At 45.5% G+C, this 15,280-nt stretch carries 12 protein-coding genes; 5 read left to right on the top strand and 7 right to left on the bottom strand.

Annotated features, from left to right (window positions below; all coding sequences use genetic code 11):
* Window positions 1–657: 657 nt before the first annotated feature.
* From R7Q38_RS21685 to zntR, 4 genes are all read right to left on the bottom strand, one after another.
* Entirely contained in the window at window positions 658–2,793 is a 2,136-nt protein-coding gene (locus R7Q38_RS21685; RefSeq protein ID WP_017635553.1) for a lysine decarboxylase CadA, read from the bottom strand.
* 117 nt (window positions 2,794–2,910) lie between these two features.
* Entirely contained in the window at window positions 2,911–4,254 is a 1,344-nt protein-coding gene (gene cadB / locus R7Q38_RS21690) for a cadaverine/lysine antiporter (protein WP_171346301.1), read from the bottom strand.
* A gap of 679 nt (window positions 4,255–4,933) precedes the next feature.
* The gene (cadC, locus tag R7Q38_RS21695; protein WP_064368841.1) at window positions 4,934–6,496 is read right to left on the bottom strand and encodes a lysine decarboxylation/transport transcriptional activator CadC; all 1,563 of its coding nucleotides are present in this window, start codon (window positions 6,494–6,496) and stop codon (window positions 4,934–4,936) included.
* Window positions 6,497–6,659: 163 nt separating this feature from the next.
* Window positions 6,660–7,058: a Zn(2+)-responsive transcriptional regulator gene (zntR, locus tag R7Q38_RS21700; RefSeq protein WP_005382529.1), complete on the bottom strand. Its 399-nt coding sequence runs from the start codon at window positions 7,056–7,058 to the stop codon at window positions 6,660–6,662.
* Window positions 7,059–7,323: 265 nt separating this feature from the next.
* Here zntR and purH point away from each other — a divergent pair, with 265 nt between their 5' ends.
* A complete protein-coding gene (gene purH / locus R7Q38_RS21705) occupies window positions 7,324–8,916 on the top strand; it encodes a bifunctional phosphoribosylaminoimidazolecarboxamide formyltransferase/IMP cyclohydrolase (RefSeq protein WP_213967259.1) in 1,593 nt (530 codons plus the stop codon).
* 155 nt (window positions 8,917–9,071) lie between these two features.
* Window positions 9,072–10,361, top strand: coding sequence for a phosphoribosylamine--glycine ligase (purD, locus tag R7Q38_RS21710; RefSeq protein ID WP_239939052.1), 1,290 nt, complete (start codon window positions 9,072–9,074; stop codon window positions 10,359–10,361).
* Between the two features lie 83 nt (window positions 10,362–10,444).
* Here the strand turns inward: purD and R7Q38_RS21715 are convergent, their stop codons facing one another.
* Entirely contained in the window at window positions 10,445–11,143 is a 699-nt protein-coding gene (locus R7Q38_RS21715; protein WP_031780911.1) for a DUF1481 domain-containing protein, read from the bottom strand.
* 39 nt (window positions 11,144–11,182) lie between these two features.
* Window positions 11,183–11,455: a nucleoid-associated protein HU-alpha gene (gene hupA / locus R7Q38_RS21720; protein ID WP_005382524.1), complete on the bottom strand. Its 273-nt coding sequence runs from the start codon at window positions 11,453–11,455 to the stop codon at window positions 11,183–11,185.
* 253 nt (window positions 11,456–11,708) lie between these two features.
* On the opposite strand from hupA, the gene R7Q38_RS21725 reads away from it, so the two are divergent.
* The gene (locus tag R7Q38_RS21725; protein WP_017821795.1) at window positions 11,709–12,842 is read left to right on the top strand and encodes a hemolysin family protein; all 1,134 of its coding nucleotides are present in this window, start codon (window positions 11,709–11,711) and stop codon (window positions 12,840–12,842) included.
* Window positions 12,843–12,921: 79 nt separating this feature from the next.
* Here R7Q38_RS21725 and R7Q38_RS21730 read toward each other — a convergent pair whose 3' ends face one another.
* Window positions 12,922–13,509 (bottom strand): YjaG family protein, encoded by a 588-nt coding sequence (locus R7Q38_RS21730; RefSeq protein ID WP_005382520.1) that lies wholly within the window; start codon window positions 13,507–13,509, stop codon window positions 12,922–12,924.
* A 66-nt stretch (window positions 13,510–13,575) separates the two neighbouring features.
* Here R7Q38_RS21730 and R7Q38_RS21735 point away from each other — a divergent pair, with 66 nt between their 5' ends.
* Window positions 13,576–14,499: a D-2-hydroxyacid dehydrogenase gene (locus R7Q38_RS21735; protein ID WP_213906398.1), complete on the top strand. Its 924-nt coding sequence runs from the start codon at window positions 13,576–13,578 to the stop codon at window positions 14,497–14,499.
* 2 nt (window positions 14,500–14,501) lie between these two features.
* The gene (locus R7Q38_RS21740) at window positions 14,502–15,074 is read left to right on the top strand and encodes a uracil-DNA glycosylase family protein (RefSeq protein ID WP_005382518.1); all 573 of its coding nucleotides are present in this window, start codon (window positions 14,502–14,504) and stop codon (window positions 15,072–15,074) included.
* Window positions 15,075–15,280 lie beyond the last annotated feature (206 nt).

Raw genomic sequence — 15,280 nt, forward strand, 5'->3', positions numbered from 1 at the left:
AGGTTCTTATTTTTAAAGAGCTTTTCTAACATTTTCAGCAACTTAGTTGCTCGTCGTTAGGGGTGCGTATCTTACTTCACACCGTGAGAGAGTCAAGCGTTTTTTTCAAATTCTTTTTTCTCTCTTCCCAACTCGCTGTGTGACTTTCGTCTCACTCCGTGTCGGTGGATGCGCAGTATAGGGGGTTGAGAAATTAGCACAAGCGTTTTTTGCAAAAAAACTTTCAACCGAACAAATAACAAGCATTCTGCATAGATACTCAACGATCTTGTCTAATATTTCGGGTTGCAGAGGATCTTTTCATGATGAAACACCTGACTTCTGCATTAAAAGATCGCCGATTTCTTTGTGATTTTGATTGCTGATCTTATCTCTCTTGGTTCTTTTTTCTCTTTCTATCTATATAAAGACGAAAAAAAGAGCAGAACGATGACGAACTGCTCTTTTGGTCTTTGCTTTTTATTTGGGGTACTTCAGGTGAAGTCTTGGAAAAGTGTTTCTTCTATATATAGAAGAAAAGATCAGAGCATCCTTGCCCTTCTCTTTACGACAGATTAGTTAGGGGTATATCTAAATGTCGTTATTGTTCGATGACGCATTGAGCTCGTAAGAGTGGAGCATGCTTGCATTCCCAATGACGTCATCTTCGAGAGGAACTTAGTTCTTCAATACTTTTACGGTGTAGCTACCATCTTTTTGTTGGTATAAACCGTGGATGTCGGTTTCGAAACCTGGGTAATGCGCACCGATCTCACAAAGCATCTCTAGGAAGTCCAGCACAGGGCGAGACTCTTGAGTCACCATTTCACCAGGAAGTACTAGTGGCACACCTGGAGGGTAAGGAAGGATCATGTTCGCACTTACGCGGCCAACCATTTCTTCCAGTTTGATTTCTTCGATGTTGCCACGAAGCTCTTCTTGCCATGCTGCGTGTGGTGTTACTTTCATTTCTGGAAGTACATCGAACGCTTTGTACATTAGCTCAGGTAGGTTGTATTTCTTAGTTAGGTCATGAATCGCTTGTGCTAGTTCTTGAACACGCATGCCTTCATAGAAGCTTGGGTCTTCGTTGTATAGCGAAGGTAGGAAGCTCTTGATGGTTAGGTTCAAGTCGTAGCCACGTTTAAATTCAGTTAGGCCGCGTAGCAATTGCATTGCTTTTGATTTGTCGATACCGATTGAGAATAGGAACAACAAGTTGTATGGACCTGTTTTCTCTACCACGATGCCGCGCTCGTCTAGGAATTTAGCCACCAGCGAAGCAGGAATACCTGATTCTTCTAGTTCGCCTTCTTTATTCATCCCAGGAGTCAGTAGCGTTACTTTGATTGGATCAAGATACATGTGGTTGTCATCCATGTTCTTGAAGCCGTGCCATGTATCGCTAGGGTCTAGTTTCCAACATTCTGTGGTATCGATGTTTTCTGGTTGCCATACATCGAAGAACCAGCTGTCGCTTTCTGCTTCTAGACGTTTGATCTCTTTACGGAAGCGGATTGCGCGATCGATAGAGTCTTGCATCAACTTCTTACCAGTGTTGCCGCGCATCATTGCCGCTGCAGTTTCAGTAGAAGCAACAATGCCGTACTGAGGTGAAGTTGAAGTGTGCATCATGAATGCTTCGTTGAAAGATTCTTTATCAAAGTCGCCTTTCACGTGAATCATTGAAGCTTGTGAGAATGCCGCCAACAGTTTGTGTGTTGATTGTGTTTCGTAGAACACTTTGCCTGGCATCGCTTCACCACTCATACCACATTTACCTTCGTAAATTGGGTTGAAGTTAGTGTAAGGCACCCAAGCACTGTCGAAGTGGATGTGTTTACAATCTAGCGACTCTTTGATGAATTGTGTGTTGTACAACAGACCATCGTAAGTTGAGTTAGTCACTACTGCGTAAGTTGGTGCTGTTGCACCTGGTGTTTTCGCCACTTTCTCTGCAATGACATCACGGCTGAATTCGCTTTGTGGAATACCACCAAGGATGCCGTATGCGTTACGAGTTGGGCGGAAGTAGATTGGTGTCACGTCGCTCATCATCATTAGGTGAGTCAGAGATTTGTGACAGTTACGGTCAATCAGTACTGTGCTGCCCGCAGGTGCAGAGTACATACCAACGATTTTGTTCGATGTAGACGTACCGTTCGTTACGATGTAAGAGCTGTCTGCATTGAATGTACGTGCAATGTATTCTTCTGCATCTTTATGTGGACCTGAGTGGTCTAGTAGAGAACCTAGCTCAGGCATTGAGATTGATACGTCCGCTTTGAATGTGTTTGGACCGTAAAAATCGTAGAAGATGCTACCGGCAGGGCTTTTCTGGAATGCAGTGCCGCCCATGTGGCCTGGAGTACAGAAGGTGTATTTACCTTCTTCTACGTATTTGAATAGCGCTTTAGTGAATGGAGGCATGATGGCATCTTTGTATGCCTCAGTCGCTTGGTTGATTTTGATAGCGATGTCGTCAGCCATACCTAAAGCGTACTCGAAGAAGCTCACGTTTAGACGTAGGTCTGTTAGTGAAATGTCTAGAGTAGACTGTTCGTTAGCAAATGCGTGAACAGGCAGTTTTTCGTTGATTTGGCTGATACGTTCACATAGCTCTAGTGAGTATTTATCCCAGTCGAACAGCACACCGCAAATGCGTGGGTTCATCTCAATCATTTTGATCAAGTCTTTATCATCTACTGGGTAAACCACTTCGTAGCCCGCTTTCTCAAGAGCAGCGTGAAGTTGACGAACTGGCTCTTCTTTAAAGAACACACCCATGTGGTTCAAGATAGCGAATATATTCATTTGGACATCTCCAAGGCGAATGAGGGCGCTCTTTGCCATTTACAGGCAATGAGTAAGGTGAGCGCCGCGTGAATTTGGGTTTTATGGGCTGGCACCTTAGTGCCAGCGTTTTGGGGATTAGTTGCTTGCTTGGGCAGGCATATCTTCAGCGTGCATTTTCACGTACTGAGCAAGACCTGCTTTTTTGCTGTAGAACATCAAGATAACGAGAGACACGATGAAGGTTGCTGTTAGCGTACCGCCTTCTGCACCAGCAAGGGCAATGAAGCAGAACAGACAAGCTACACCAGAGAACAGCATTACGAAGCCGTTGCGTGTTGTCATACCTTCGAAGCGAATCAAGTTAATGCTTGAGTAGAAGTAAGGCAGCATAGTTAGTAGAACTGCGTCAGTCGTTAGTTGGTTGAACAGGTCTGATGCGTGCGCTGTTTTAGAGCTGAAGAACATCAGTACAACCATCAGTGCAGTCATCTTGATTGACGCAAGGATTAGACCTTTCTTAGGCACACCGTTTTTGTCAGTTTCGCCGTAGATTTTAGGGAAGTTGCCGTCGTTTGCTGCGCGTTTACCTGCTTCACCTACTAGCATCATCCAAGAACCTAGCGAAGTGAAACATGCTAGTGCTGTGAATGCTGATACGAATGGTGCAGTCCAGCTACCGAATAGCTCAGTGGTTGCCAATGCAAATGGCGCACCTGATGCTGCAACTTCTGACGCTGGGAACATGCCGCTGATCATTTGAGTTGATAGGATGTAAATTACACCTGCGATACCAGTACCTAACATAGTTGCTAGTGGTACGGTACGTTTAGGGTTTTCTACCATACCAGTCGATACCGCTGCTGATTCCACACCTACGAATGACCATAGACAGATAAGAACCGCTGTAACTACCGCGTGGCTGTCAGTGCCTGCTGATACGTTCCAGTTTTGGCTGTAAAGCGCAGTGTCGAAGTGTGTCCAACCAAATGCAGCTGTACCAACAACAGGGATAAGGATAAGAACTAGACCAAGCGTACATAGACGGCTTACCCAGCTACCACCAAGTAGGTTGACGAAAGTGAAGATCCATACCGATGCAATCGTCGCAATACCTGCTGGGATTGGGTTATTAAGCACAGGGAAGAATACTGAAAGGTAAGAAACACCTGTAATGGCAATAGCCAGGTTACCAATCCAGTTCGCGTGGTAATAAAGAACGCCCGTTTGGAAACCAAATACCGGAGACACTTCGCCAGCATAAGCGATAGGACCACCTTCTTGTGGGTTTTTGGTTGCCAGACGAGCGTAAACAAACGCCAGACTCAGTGCACCGACCAAACAGATCAGCCAACTGAAGATTGAAACAGAGCCTACAGAGGCAAGACTAGAAGGTAATAGTGCAATACCACTACCCATCATGTTACCGGCTACGACACCCGTACAGGCAATAAGGCCGATTTTTTTCGCATTCGATGACATAACATCTCCAAATCTATTCTACTCGAGTCAACATGACTCAAACTGAATGGTTATTAGCGAGATGCTATGAGGAAAAACCTGCTCGACCTCGCTAAATTTCGAAGTGAAGACTACGCCCAAAAACTAGGAAAAAAATAAACTTGGGGTTATCAATAAAATGATTAGTTCATCAACATCAAGTTGAGATAAACATGATAAAAACAAAAATATAAAACCATATTATTCATTTAGTTATAAGAAAAACATCAAACCTTCTACTGATAGATAAACTCTCATCAACTCGTTGGTCATCGCGATAAAAGTTATCAACCTCTATCAACTTCCCCATCCCGAAGGGTTAATTCCCTGAACTGTTGAGTCCATAAATCTCTCCCTGATCGCGCTTTTTGACCCAAGTCAATATTCATCTCTCCTGCAAGAAAGCATCAGAATCATTCTCGCCACACAACTCATCCAGACACTTCATACAATCAATAGAGATAGAGATAGAGATAGAGATAGAGATAGAGATAGAGATAGAGAAGCAAAGCGGGTATGTATTCCCGTTGCAAGCTTGCGTTGTTAGCTCCTTCGTAAGTCATTGCCCCACCTCCCCACCCTTTTCACTTTTCGACAGCGACAAAAAAGCCCCTCACCGAAATGAGGGGCTAGCATTAGACTGACGTTGAGTCCGAGAGAATTAAAGCATTCGAACGACAGAAGGGTGAACGGCGCGATACATGGCGTAATCAATCGCCTTCATGTTACTTGGGAAGACCAAGTTTTCGCACAGCAGGTACGTCTCAACCGACGTATCAATATAGAAAGCTTCACTGTAAGACTCACTGGCTAAATCCAGATCACCATCCAATTCGGCGTGCTTACCGCGAATCACATAGGAAAGCACTGAATCACGTAACCTCAATGCCTGTCCGAGATGCCGCTTGGCTAACGCCATGTCACCAATGATGGTTTCGTGCAGTGCTAAAGCTTCATAAATTCGCGGTTGAATTGGCCCCACCATCATTTTCACATTAGTCTCTAGTGCTTCACTGAGCTGCTGCATTCGCCCTTTCTTCAACTCCTGTGAGAAATCAAGTGCCTTTTGTACATGGTAAGCAATCAACAACTCAGCTTGAACGTAAGCATTATCCGGCTCGATTTCTAAAATGTTTTCCATCAAGTCGATACCTTGGCGGAATTGTTTAGTATCAGAGACATTAAGGTAATGGTTAGCCTGAACAAACAACTCCAACGCGTCGGGATTCATTGGCATTCCCGCCACCAGCATCGTAGATTTCAATTTGGCATCCGACACTTTCAGCACTTGCATCAAATCCAACGACGCTTGTTGAAGCACTGTCTTTAAATGACTACTGGTTAACGCGTATTGACGACTAAACAACACTTTTTCAGATGAGTTATTGCGATATTCCACCTCTAAAAAGCTGCCACCGTCATTCTCACGAACTCTCACCACAACCGATTTACCAGGCACAATGCCAGAAGTAAACGACGCCTTCTTTAGCATGACTCGGTAATCACTGACTTGAGCAATGTCGGACATCAACTTTTGGGCGAATCCGTCTGCCAAATCGTAGCTTAATCCTTCATTCGTAAAATTATCTTGAAACTTGAACTCAATCAGATGGGTATCGATGGCTTGGGTAATACGCACTTCCGACTGCTTGTAGGTAAACACGCCCATCACTACGACCAACATACTGATCCAGATGAAGTTCATAATTCCCAATCGCCAAGGACTGATTTTGTTTTTGCTCTGAGGTGCTTTTTTCTCTTTTGACATCTCGCAGACTGCGCGAGTTAGAGGACCGGCAGGAAAGGTAACGGCTGGTGCTATAGGTAGACAATCCTCTTCCGATTCTTCAACAGAAGGTAGGATCTCTTCATTTTGCCGACTTGTGACAAACTCTTCATGCGTCATAGTAACCACGTTCGCTACCAGCTTATAGCCACGCTTGGGCACCGTGATAACGTAGTTGGTATTTTCCTCTCGACCGTCACGTAGTAGCTTACGCAACTCAAAGATGGATTGAGTCACCACTTGATCGGTCACAATCGCTCCAGCCCAAACGTACTGAATCAATTCCTCGCGGTTGAACACCTCATTCGCATGCTCCGCTAAGAAGTGCAAAAGATTAATTAAGCGTGGCTCAACAGTAACTTCCCTATCTTGTCGATACAGCTTATTTTCATCAACGCTCAAAACCCAGTCATTGATTTGAAAATAGACTCCAACCATGTATGAAAACTCTCGTATCTACAGACAGCGTTACGCTAGGAATCAGACAATGGTCGATTCCTACAAGTAACTAAAGGCAAGATTATAGGTGGGAAAGCAGCATGTACCTAGAAAAGCAAGTCGCCAAAAATGCAAACTTAAGTTAAGTGATGCAAGAATGAGACTACTCAAGTGCGGCAAGGATAGAGCAATGTGTGGCGTCATCGTCTGTATGACCACAACAAGCATCATTAATCTTCTTTAACGCTCGGCGAATTTTCGTCAGCTCGTTAATTTTCCCATCAATCAGCTCTAACTTGGCAGAAGTAATGGCTTTTACCTCTGCACAGCTGTGTTCTGTCGCTTCTAACTTAATTTCTAACAGGTCTTTAATTTCATCCAGACTCAAGCCAAGATCTTTACCTTTGAGGATAAAGTGCACCTGCTTTTGATTCTCTTCATCATACAAGCGGTAGCCTGACTCACTTCGTCCTGCGGGTTTTATTAGCGCGTTTTTCTCGTAGAAACGCAATGTATCGGCAGTCACACCACAACGTTTTGCCAGTTCACCTATCTGAAACATAACTTTCCCTATTAACTATCTCGTTACTTTTAAAGCTAAAGAACGACTTTTTTGCAATTATTTTTGAGATGCCAAACGATTGCGCGAGCTTTTTTGTAATAAATTGGTTAGAATACGCGCCATCAAATGTGGAGACTGTTTTCTAACCAGAAAACACCCTGCAAAGGTCTTTACCAAAACTGGCCAATATTTTACCCCAAGAGGTAAAAACAAGTTCATTTTTGGCAAACATCTTTAACTCCGTGAATTTGAGGAAAATGGAAGCATGAATAACGCTCGTCCTATTCGCCGTGCGCTTATCAGCGTATCAGACAAAACAGGTATTGTTGAGTTTGCGCAAGCTCTTGCTGAGCGCGGTGTCGATATCCTATCTACTGGTGGTACAGCTCGCCTACTTGCCGAACAAGGCATCGCCGTAACCGAAGTCTCTGACTACACTGGTTTCCCAGAAATGATGGACGGCCGCGTTAAAACGCTTCACCCAAAAGTTCACGGTGGTGTGCTTGGTCGTCGTGGCCAAGATGATGACGTGATGGAAAAGCACGGCATCAACCCTATCGATATGGTTGTCGTAAACCTATACCCATTCGCAGAAACCGTTGCCAAAGAAGGCTGTACACTAGCCGACGCTGTTGAAAACATCGATATCGGCGGCCCAACAATGGTTCGTTCTGCAGCGAAAAACCACAAAGACGTGACTATCGTTGTTAATGCAGGTGATTACGGCCGCGTAATTACAGAGATGGACGCAAACGACAAGTCCCTAACTCTAGAGACGCGCTTCGACCTTGCCATCGCTGCTTTTGAACACACTGCCGCTTACGATGGCATGATCGCAAACTACTTCGGCACTATGGTTCCATCTTACGGTGAGAACAAAGAAGGTGATGAAGAGTCTAAATTCCCACGTACGTTCAACCAACAGTTCGAGAAGAAGCAAGACATGCGCTACGGTGAGAACAGCCACCAAGCAGCCGCATTCTACGTTGAAGCAAACCCACAAGAAGCATCTGTTTCTACTGCTCGCCAAATCCAAGGTAAAGCCCTTTCTTACAACAACATCGCAGACACGGACGCCGCACTTGAGTGTGTGAAAGAGTTCAACGAGCCAGCATGTGTGATCGTAAAACACGCGAACCCATGTGGTGTAGCGCTGGGTAAAGACATTCTAGAAGCATACAACCGCGCTTACCAAACTGACCCAACATCAGCGTTCGGCGGCATCATTGCATTCAACCAAGAGCTAGATGCTGAAACAGCAACCGCTATTGTTGAACGTCAATTCGTTGAGGTCATCATCGCTCCTTCCGTTTCTGCTGAAGCGATTGAAGTGGTTGCAGCGAAGAAAAACGTGCGTCTACTTGAGTGTGGCGAGTGGACAACTAAGACAACTGGCTTTGACGTGAAACGCGTGAATGGTGGTCTACTGGTTCAAGACCGCGACCAAGGCATGGTAAGCCTAGACGACCTAAAAGTGGTTTCTAAGCGCCAGCCAACAGAAGAAGAGCTAAAAGATGCACTGTTCTGCTGGAAAGTAGCGAAATACGTGAAATCTAACGCGATCGTTTACTCGAAAAGCGACATGACTATCGGTGTAGGTGCTGGCCAAATGAGCCGCGTTTACTCTGCGAAAATCGCAGGCATCAAAGCTGCAGACGAAGGTCTACAGGTTGAAGGTTGTGTCATGGCATCAGATGCATTCTTCCCATTCCGTGACGGTATCGACGCGGCTGCAGAAGCGGGCATCAAGTGTGTTATCCAACCAGGTGGTTCTATGCGTGATGACGAAGTTATTGCAGCAGCAGACGAACACGGCATGGCGATGATCTTTACCGGTATGCGTCACTTCCGCCACTAATTTCCTCTTCGTATTTGGCACTGTGGCGTCGTTAGCTGCTTTCGCCCACCCCGGTCACATAGCTGGCTATGCTCCCGGGGATGGGCTCAATTGTTGCCTAGCCACATCACCAACTACTTTGAGTAAACAGTATTTATAAGATTAGGGATTTTCATATGCGAGTTTTAATCATTGGTTCAGGCGGTCGTGAACATGCGCTAGGCTGGAAAGCAGCGCAAAACCCAAATGTTGAGACTATCTTCGTTGCACCAGGCAACGCAGGTACAGCACTAGAGCCAAAACTAGAGAACATAAACATCGATGTAGAAGACATCACTGGCCTTGTTGCTTTCGCCAAAGAGAAGGCGGTTGAACTGACTATCGTTGGCCCAGAAGCACCATTGGTTATTGGTGTGGTTGATGCGTTCCGCGAAGCGGGTTTGCCAATATTCGGCCCGACCCAAGCAGCAGCACAGCTTGAAGGCTCTAAAGCGTTTACTAAAGACTTCCTTGCTCGTCACCAAATCCCAACCGGTGCCTACGCAAACTTCACAGAAATTGGACCAGCGCTTGCTTACGTGCGTGAGCAAGGTGCGCCGATTGTGGTGAAAGCCGACGGCCTTGCGGCTGGTAAAGGCGTGATTGTGGCAATGACGCTAGAAGAAGCCGAAGACGCAATCAAAGACATGCTAGCAGGCAACGCATTTGGTGATGCTGGTAGTCGTGTCGTTATCGAAGAGTTCCTAGATGGTGAAGAAGCAAGCTTCATCGTGATGGTGGATGGTGAGAACGTTCTGCCAATGGCCACCAGCCAAGACCACAAACGCGTAGGCGACAAAGATACGGGTCCTAACACCGGTGGCATGGGAGCATACTCTCCAGCTCCAGTGGTAACACAGGAAATCCACAACCGCATCATGGAAGAAGTGATTTACCCAACAGTACGTGGCATGGCCTCTGAAGGTAACCCTTACACTGGTTTCCTATACGCGGGTCTGATGATCGACAAAGACGGCACTCCGAAAGTAATCGAGTACAACTGCCGCTTCGGTGATCCTGAGACGCAACCTATCATGATGCGCATGGAATCGGATCTTGTTGATCTGTGCCTAGCGGCAATCGACGAGAAGCTTGATCAAGTGGAATCTAAATGGGATCCGCGCGCATCTATTGGTATCGTGCTAGCAGCCGGTGGTTATCCAGCAGCGTACAACAAAGGCGACGTTATTTCGGGTCTGCCACAAGTTGAAATTGAAGGCGAAAAAGTCTTCCATGCTGGTACAGATAACAAAGATGGCGACATCGTGACAAACGGTGGTCGTGTTCTTTGTGCAACCGCACTTGGCAACAGTGTATCAGAAGCGCAGCAGCGTGCTTACGAGCTTGCAAAACAGATCAGTTGGGATGGCATGTTCCATCGCAACGACATCGGCTACCGTGCAATTGCACGTGAGCAAGAAAAATAAAAACAACATAAGTTGGCTAAAAAACAAAAGGCGCACTCAGCGCCTTTTTTATTGTTCTTGTTCGACAGAATTCGAAGCAATGTTTATTCAGAGATCAACGTTGGCCGAGAAACACAATCAAAGTCATCGTCATTGAGCATCAACAGTTCATCGACCATTGCTTTGTTTCGTGACTGCTTGCCGACAAAAGCCACATAACTGTCTACCGATGAGAGACGCTCGATAATAAATTTTGGCAACGTCTGATTAAACTCGAGTGTCGAGAACACCTTACCTTTGCAGGTTTCAAACGATTGACCATTCCAATAACCTTGAATAAGGCTCTGATTGTTACGAGACTGCGCCTTAACCGATGCCACTACGTCATTCGCTTCTGCTTTGTAGCGCTCTAATTGGTCATGCTGAAGTGGTAAGACTTTACGGTTAACACGATATTGTTGGTAAACCGCTTCGCCATCTTTATTGAAACGGATGTGGATTTGAAAAGGCACCAACTCTTGTTTGGTATCAACTTGCTCGCCTTTTCGAATCAACTCTCGCAACTCACCTTCATCCCAGCGATAATCACTCTTGAACCAACCATTGTCCCCCATAGTCACATAATCAGCCGCCGTACTCACACGAGTGAGTTTCTCTGTCATCCAGTACAAGCTGCTAGCATCTCCCGCAACTTTACCACCAGAAAAATGCGTGAATTGTTCTAAATTAGGAGTTTCAACCGATGAACAGCCAAAAAGGGTAAGGCTAGATAGGAGAAGTGAAGTGAGTAGATGTTTTTTCATGAAATTGCACCGAGGCAGGATACCTCGGTGCATTCTAACTTAGTTTACTGATTCTTTCAGCGCTTTACCTGCTACGAATGCTGGTACGTTAGCTGCTGCGATTTGAATCTCGTCACCAGTCTTAGGGTTACGACCAGTACGTGCAGCGCGGTGGTTTACTTTGAATGTACCAAAACCAATTAGTTGAACTTGGTCACCCTCTTTAAGTGCGCCAGTTACACCATCAAGAGTCGCTTCAAGAGCAGCTTTTGCTTGTGCTTTTGATAGGTCTGCTTTCTCTGCGATAAAGTCGATTAATTGGGTCTTGTTCATTAGGTTTCCCTTCTCATAGGTTATCGAATTCGTCTCACTCTAAAACATAAATGCCCCATCTGGCAAAGGTTTGTAAGCGATCTTTCGATTTTCTGACGTACTTTTAGCCATAATATGAGTAATAACTCACAATTTGTTACCACATACCCCCTGAAAACCCTTGCTTTCCAAGGTATTTGGACCAATTTATAAGTCACTTTTGCGGTTATAATAGCTGCAAATAACCACTATCAAACTACATTCAAGGGCAACTATGCTGCTGTTATCCATTTATATCTCTATTGCAATCGGCATTTCGTTTATCTGTTCGGTGCTGGAGGCGGTACTGCTGAGTATCAGTCCGAGCTACATTGCGCAGCTCAATCAACAGGGGCATCCCGCAGCTGGGCAATTGGCTAAGCTGAAATCAGATATCGACCGACCACTGGCATCTATTCTGACTTTAAACACCATCGCTCACACGATCGGCGCGGCCACTGCTGGTGCACAAGCTGCGGTTGTATTTGGTAGCGAAGCATTAGGTATCTTTTCGGCAGTGCTGACATTGGCGATCTTAGTGCTTTCAGAAATCGTACCGAAGACGATTGGCGCGACCTACTGGCGCCAGTTGGCACCCACTGCCGCGGTCGCATTGCGTTGGATGGTATGGGCGCTTACACCCTTTGTTTGGTTCTCAGAGCAAATCACCAAGCGTCTTGCTCGTAACCACGAAGCTCCAAAGATGCGTGATGAGCTGTCTGCAATGGCGATTCTGGCACGTGAAAGCGGTGAATTTGCCGAGGGTGAATCAAAAATCTTAAGCAACTTGCTTGGCATCCAAGATGTACCCGTAACGCAGGTTATGACGCCACGACCAGTAGTATTCCGTGTCGATGCCACAATGACCATCAATGAGTTCCTAGAAAAACACAAAGATACGCCTTTCTCACGCCCATTGGTTTACAGCGAACAGAAAGATAACATCATTGGTTTTGTGCATCGCCTTGAGTTGTTCAAACTACAACAATCAGGTTGTGGACAGAAACAGTTGGGAGCAATCATGCGCCCAATTCAAGTGGTGCTAAACAATACCACTTTACCTAAAGTATTCGACCAGATGATGACTCATCGCTTACAGCTGGCACTTGTTGTTGATGAATACGGTACCGTGCTAGGTTTGGTAACGTTGGAAGATATTTTTGAACACCTCGTAGGCGAGGAGATCATCGACGAAGCAGATAAAAGCACTGACATGCAGGAGCTGGCTTACCAACGCTGGGAAAGCTGGAAAGAAATGCACGGCGTAATCGAAAGCCGCGATGACGATGAAGAAGATAATGAGCCGGAGAAGCAGGATAAAGAGCCAGAAGCTCAAGAGCCACCGAAATCCGACTCGAAAGAATCGTAATCAGCATTAGGTATAACAGCTTAAACGCACAAACAAAAAAGGCATCCAGTTAGGATGCCTTTTTCTATTTATTCAACGATTAAAGTGCAATACCGATGTTGCTCACACCTTCTTCACGTAGCTCTTCACGCAAATCTTTAATCAAGCTGATGTCACGTTCTACCGCTTCACGCAGCGGACGGAAGATAGCCCACTGGACGTCCCACTCTTCACATACGGCTTCGTTTTCTTTCTGGTTGTCGTTAGTGATTGGCTCTGCGCCTTGTGCTTGCTCTAGATCAGCAACGGTTTGTACCGACTGTTGACTCACTTTAAGCATTGAATCGAAAAGGTAGTCGCGGTCCAATAGACCATGCAGTAACGTAGACAAACCCTGACACGCGTCCATCGCTGGGTAAACGCCGTAAAAATCGAACTCATCCGCACTTGGGAACAACTCTTCTAACTTCTCCAATTGACGTTCGAAGTTAATTTTCGCGTTCTTAACTGTCAAAATTTCCCATACACTATCAAGAATCGCTCGGTAAGCACGCGGGTCAGCAAATTCTGTATTCTCACAAAACATCGCATAGTTTGGATACATGCGTTCACACAGACACGCCATAAAGGTAATTTGTTGCCAAGGTTCTAGTTTTTCTAAACGAACCTGAAGAGGATTCTTAAGCATAGTCACTCAATCATTGAAGAAAAAAACAGCGAAAGTGTACTTGATTCATCACAGGGAAAAAAGTTAATGCCGCATTCAAATCAGATTTTCCTGCTCTCAGAGCATCGCGACACCTACAAAACGTTACTGGCAGAGAAAAATCTGCCCGATCTTTGCCTCACCGACCAACCAGAAGCCGCTCAGATCGTACTAGCGGATCCACCCTTACTATCACAAAGCTTAGACGAGTTTTCACAGCTTGAATGGGTACAATCCACGTTTGCTGGTGTCAACGCCTTAACATCCCCTAGCCTTCGTCAGGACTATACTCTAACTAACGTTCGAGGCATCTTTGGTCCACTGATTGCTGAATATGTTTTGGGTTACAGTATTGCCCATTACCGCCACTTTGCCCGATACCACCAGCAGCAACAAAACAAACAATGGCAGCCTCACCTGTACACGTCATTAAAAAGTAAAACCATGGTAATTCTTGGTACCGGTAGCATTGGGGGCTATCTGGGCAACGCCGCTAAAGCAATGGGGATAAAAACTATCGGTATTAACCGCACAGGTATCCCTACTCTAGGCGGCGAGTTTCATCAGACCTTTCATATCAATGAACTAAGTAAGGCATTTGAGCAAGCCGACATCGTTGTGAATACTCTACCAAGTACACCTGAGACGCGACAGTTACTTAATCGTCAAACGCTCAGCCAACTAAATCAGGCGTTATTGTTTAACGTAGGTCGTGGCGACGTACTGGATGAGGCAGGGTTGCTCTTCGCTCTGAAAAACCGTTGGGTAGAACACGCCTTCTTAGATGTGTTTGAGCAAGAACCGTTGTCGGTAGAGCATCCATTTTGGAAACTACCGCAAGTCACCATCACTCCACACATTGCTGCGCTGAGTTTTCCCGAGCAAGTCATCGAGATTTTTGCTGACAACTATCTACGCTGGCGCGATGGGTTTTCATTAAATTATCAAGTGGATTTCGAAAAGGGTTACTAAGAATGTCGTTAGACGAGCTATTGCAGCAAGTGAGGGCCTGCCAGATCTGCGCGGATAACTTACCTTTGGGTGCAAACCCTGTCGTACAAGCCGCAAAAGGGGCACGCATCCTAATCATCGGTCAGGCCCCTGGCACACGTGTACACAAAACCTCGATACCTTGGAATGACCCAAGTGGTGATCGATTACGCCAATGGCTCGATATCGACAAAGACGTTTTCTACGACCCAAATAAAATTGCCATTGTCCCAATGGGATTCTGTTATCCAGGCAAAGGGAACTCTGGTGATTTACCGCCTCGTAAAGAATGTGCGCCCACTTGGCATAAAAAGATTCTTGAGCAACTGCCCAATATAGAGCTCACTCTACTAATTGGTCAGTACTCGCAGCAGTACTATCTCACCAACAAACCAAAGACGCTCACGCAAACCGTTCAGCAATGGCAAGATTGGGAACCGGACTTTATCCCGCTCCCTCACCCATCTCCACGCAATACATTGTGGTTAAAGAAGAATCCTTGGTTTGAATCTGACGTCGTGCCATACCTTAAAAAACGCGTTCACTCGATGCTTTAGGTTACCTATGATCTAATTGCTTGATTATCTGTACAAGAAAATTAGAACATAAAACCAGAAATTATAAGTATTTGTTTATATTAAACTTTAATATCTAGTGTACAGCTAGAGTAGTAATTAGATCATAGTAGGCCAAATACTACTAGAGCTGTACAGCCTTGAGTCTCAGATAGAAAAACTGAATTTTAGGCAAAAAAATACCGGCA

Origin of the sequence: Vibrio sp. Vb0598, from assembly GCF_033338935.1 — a bacterium.
GTDB classification, from domain to species: domain Bacteria; phylum Pseudomonadota; class Gammaproteobacteria; order Enterobacterales; family Vibrionaceae; genus Vibrio; species Vibrio alginolyticus.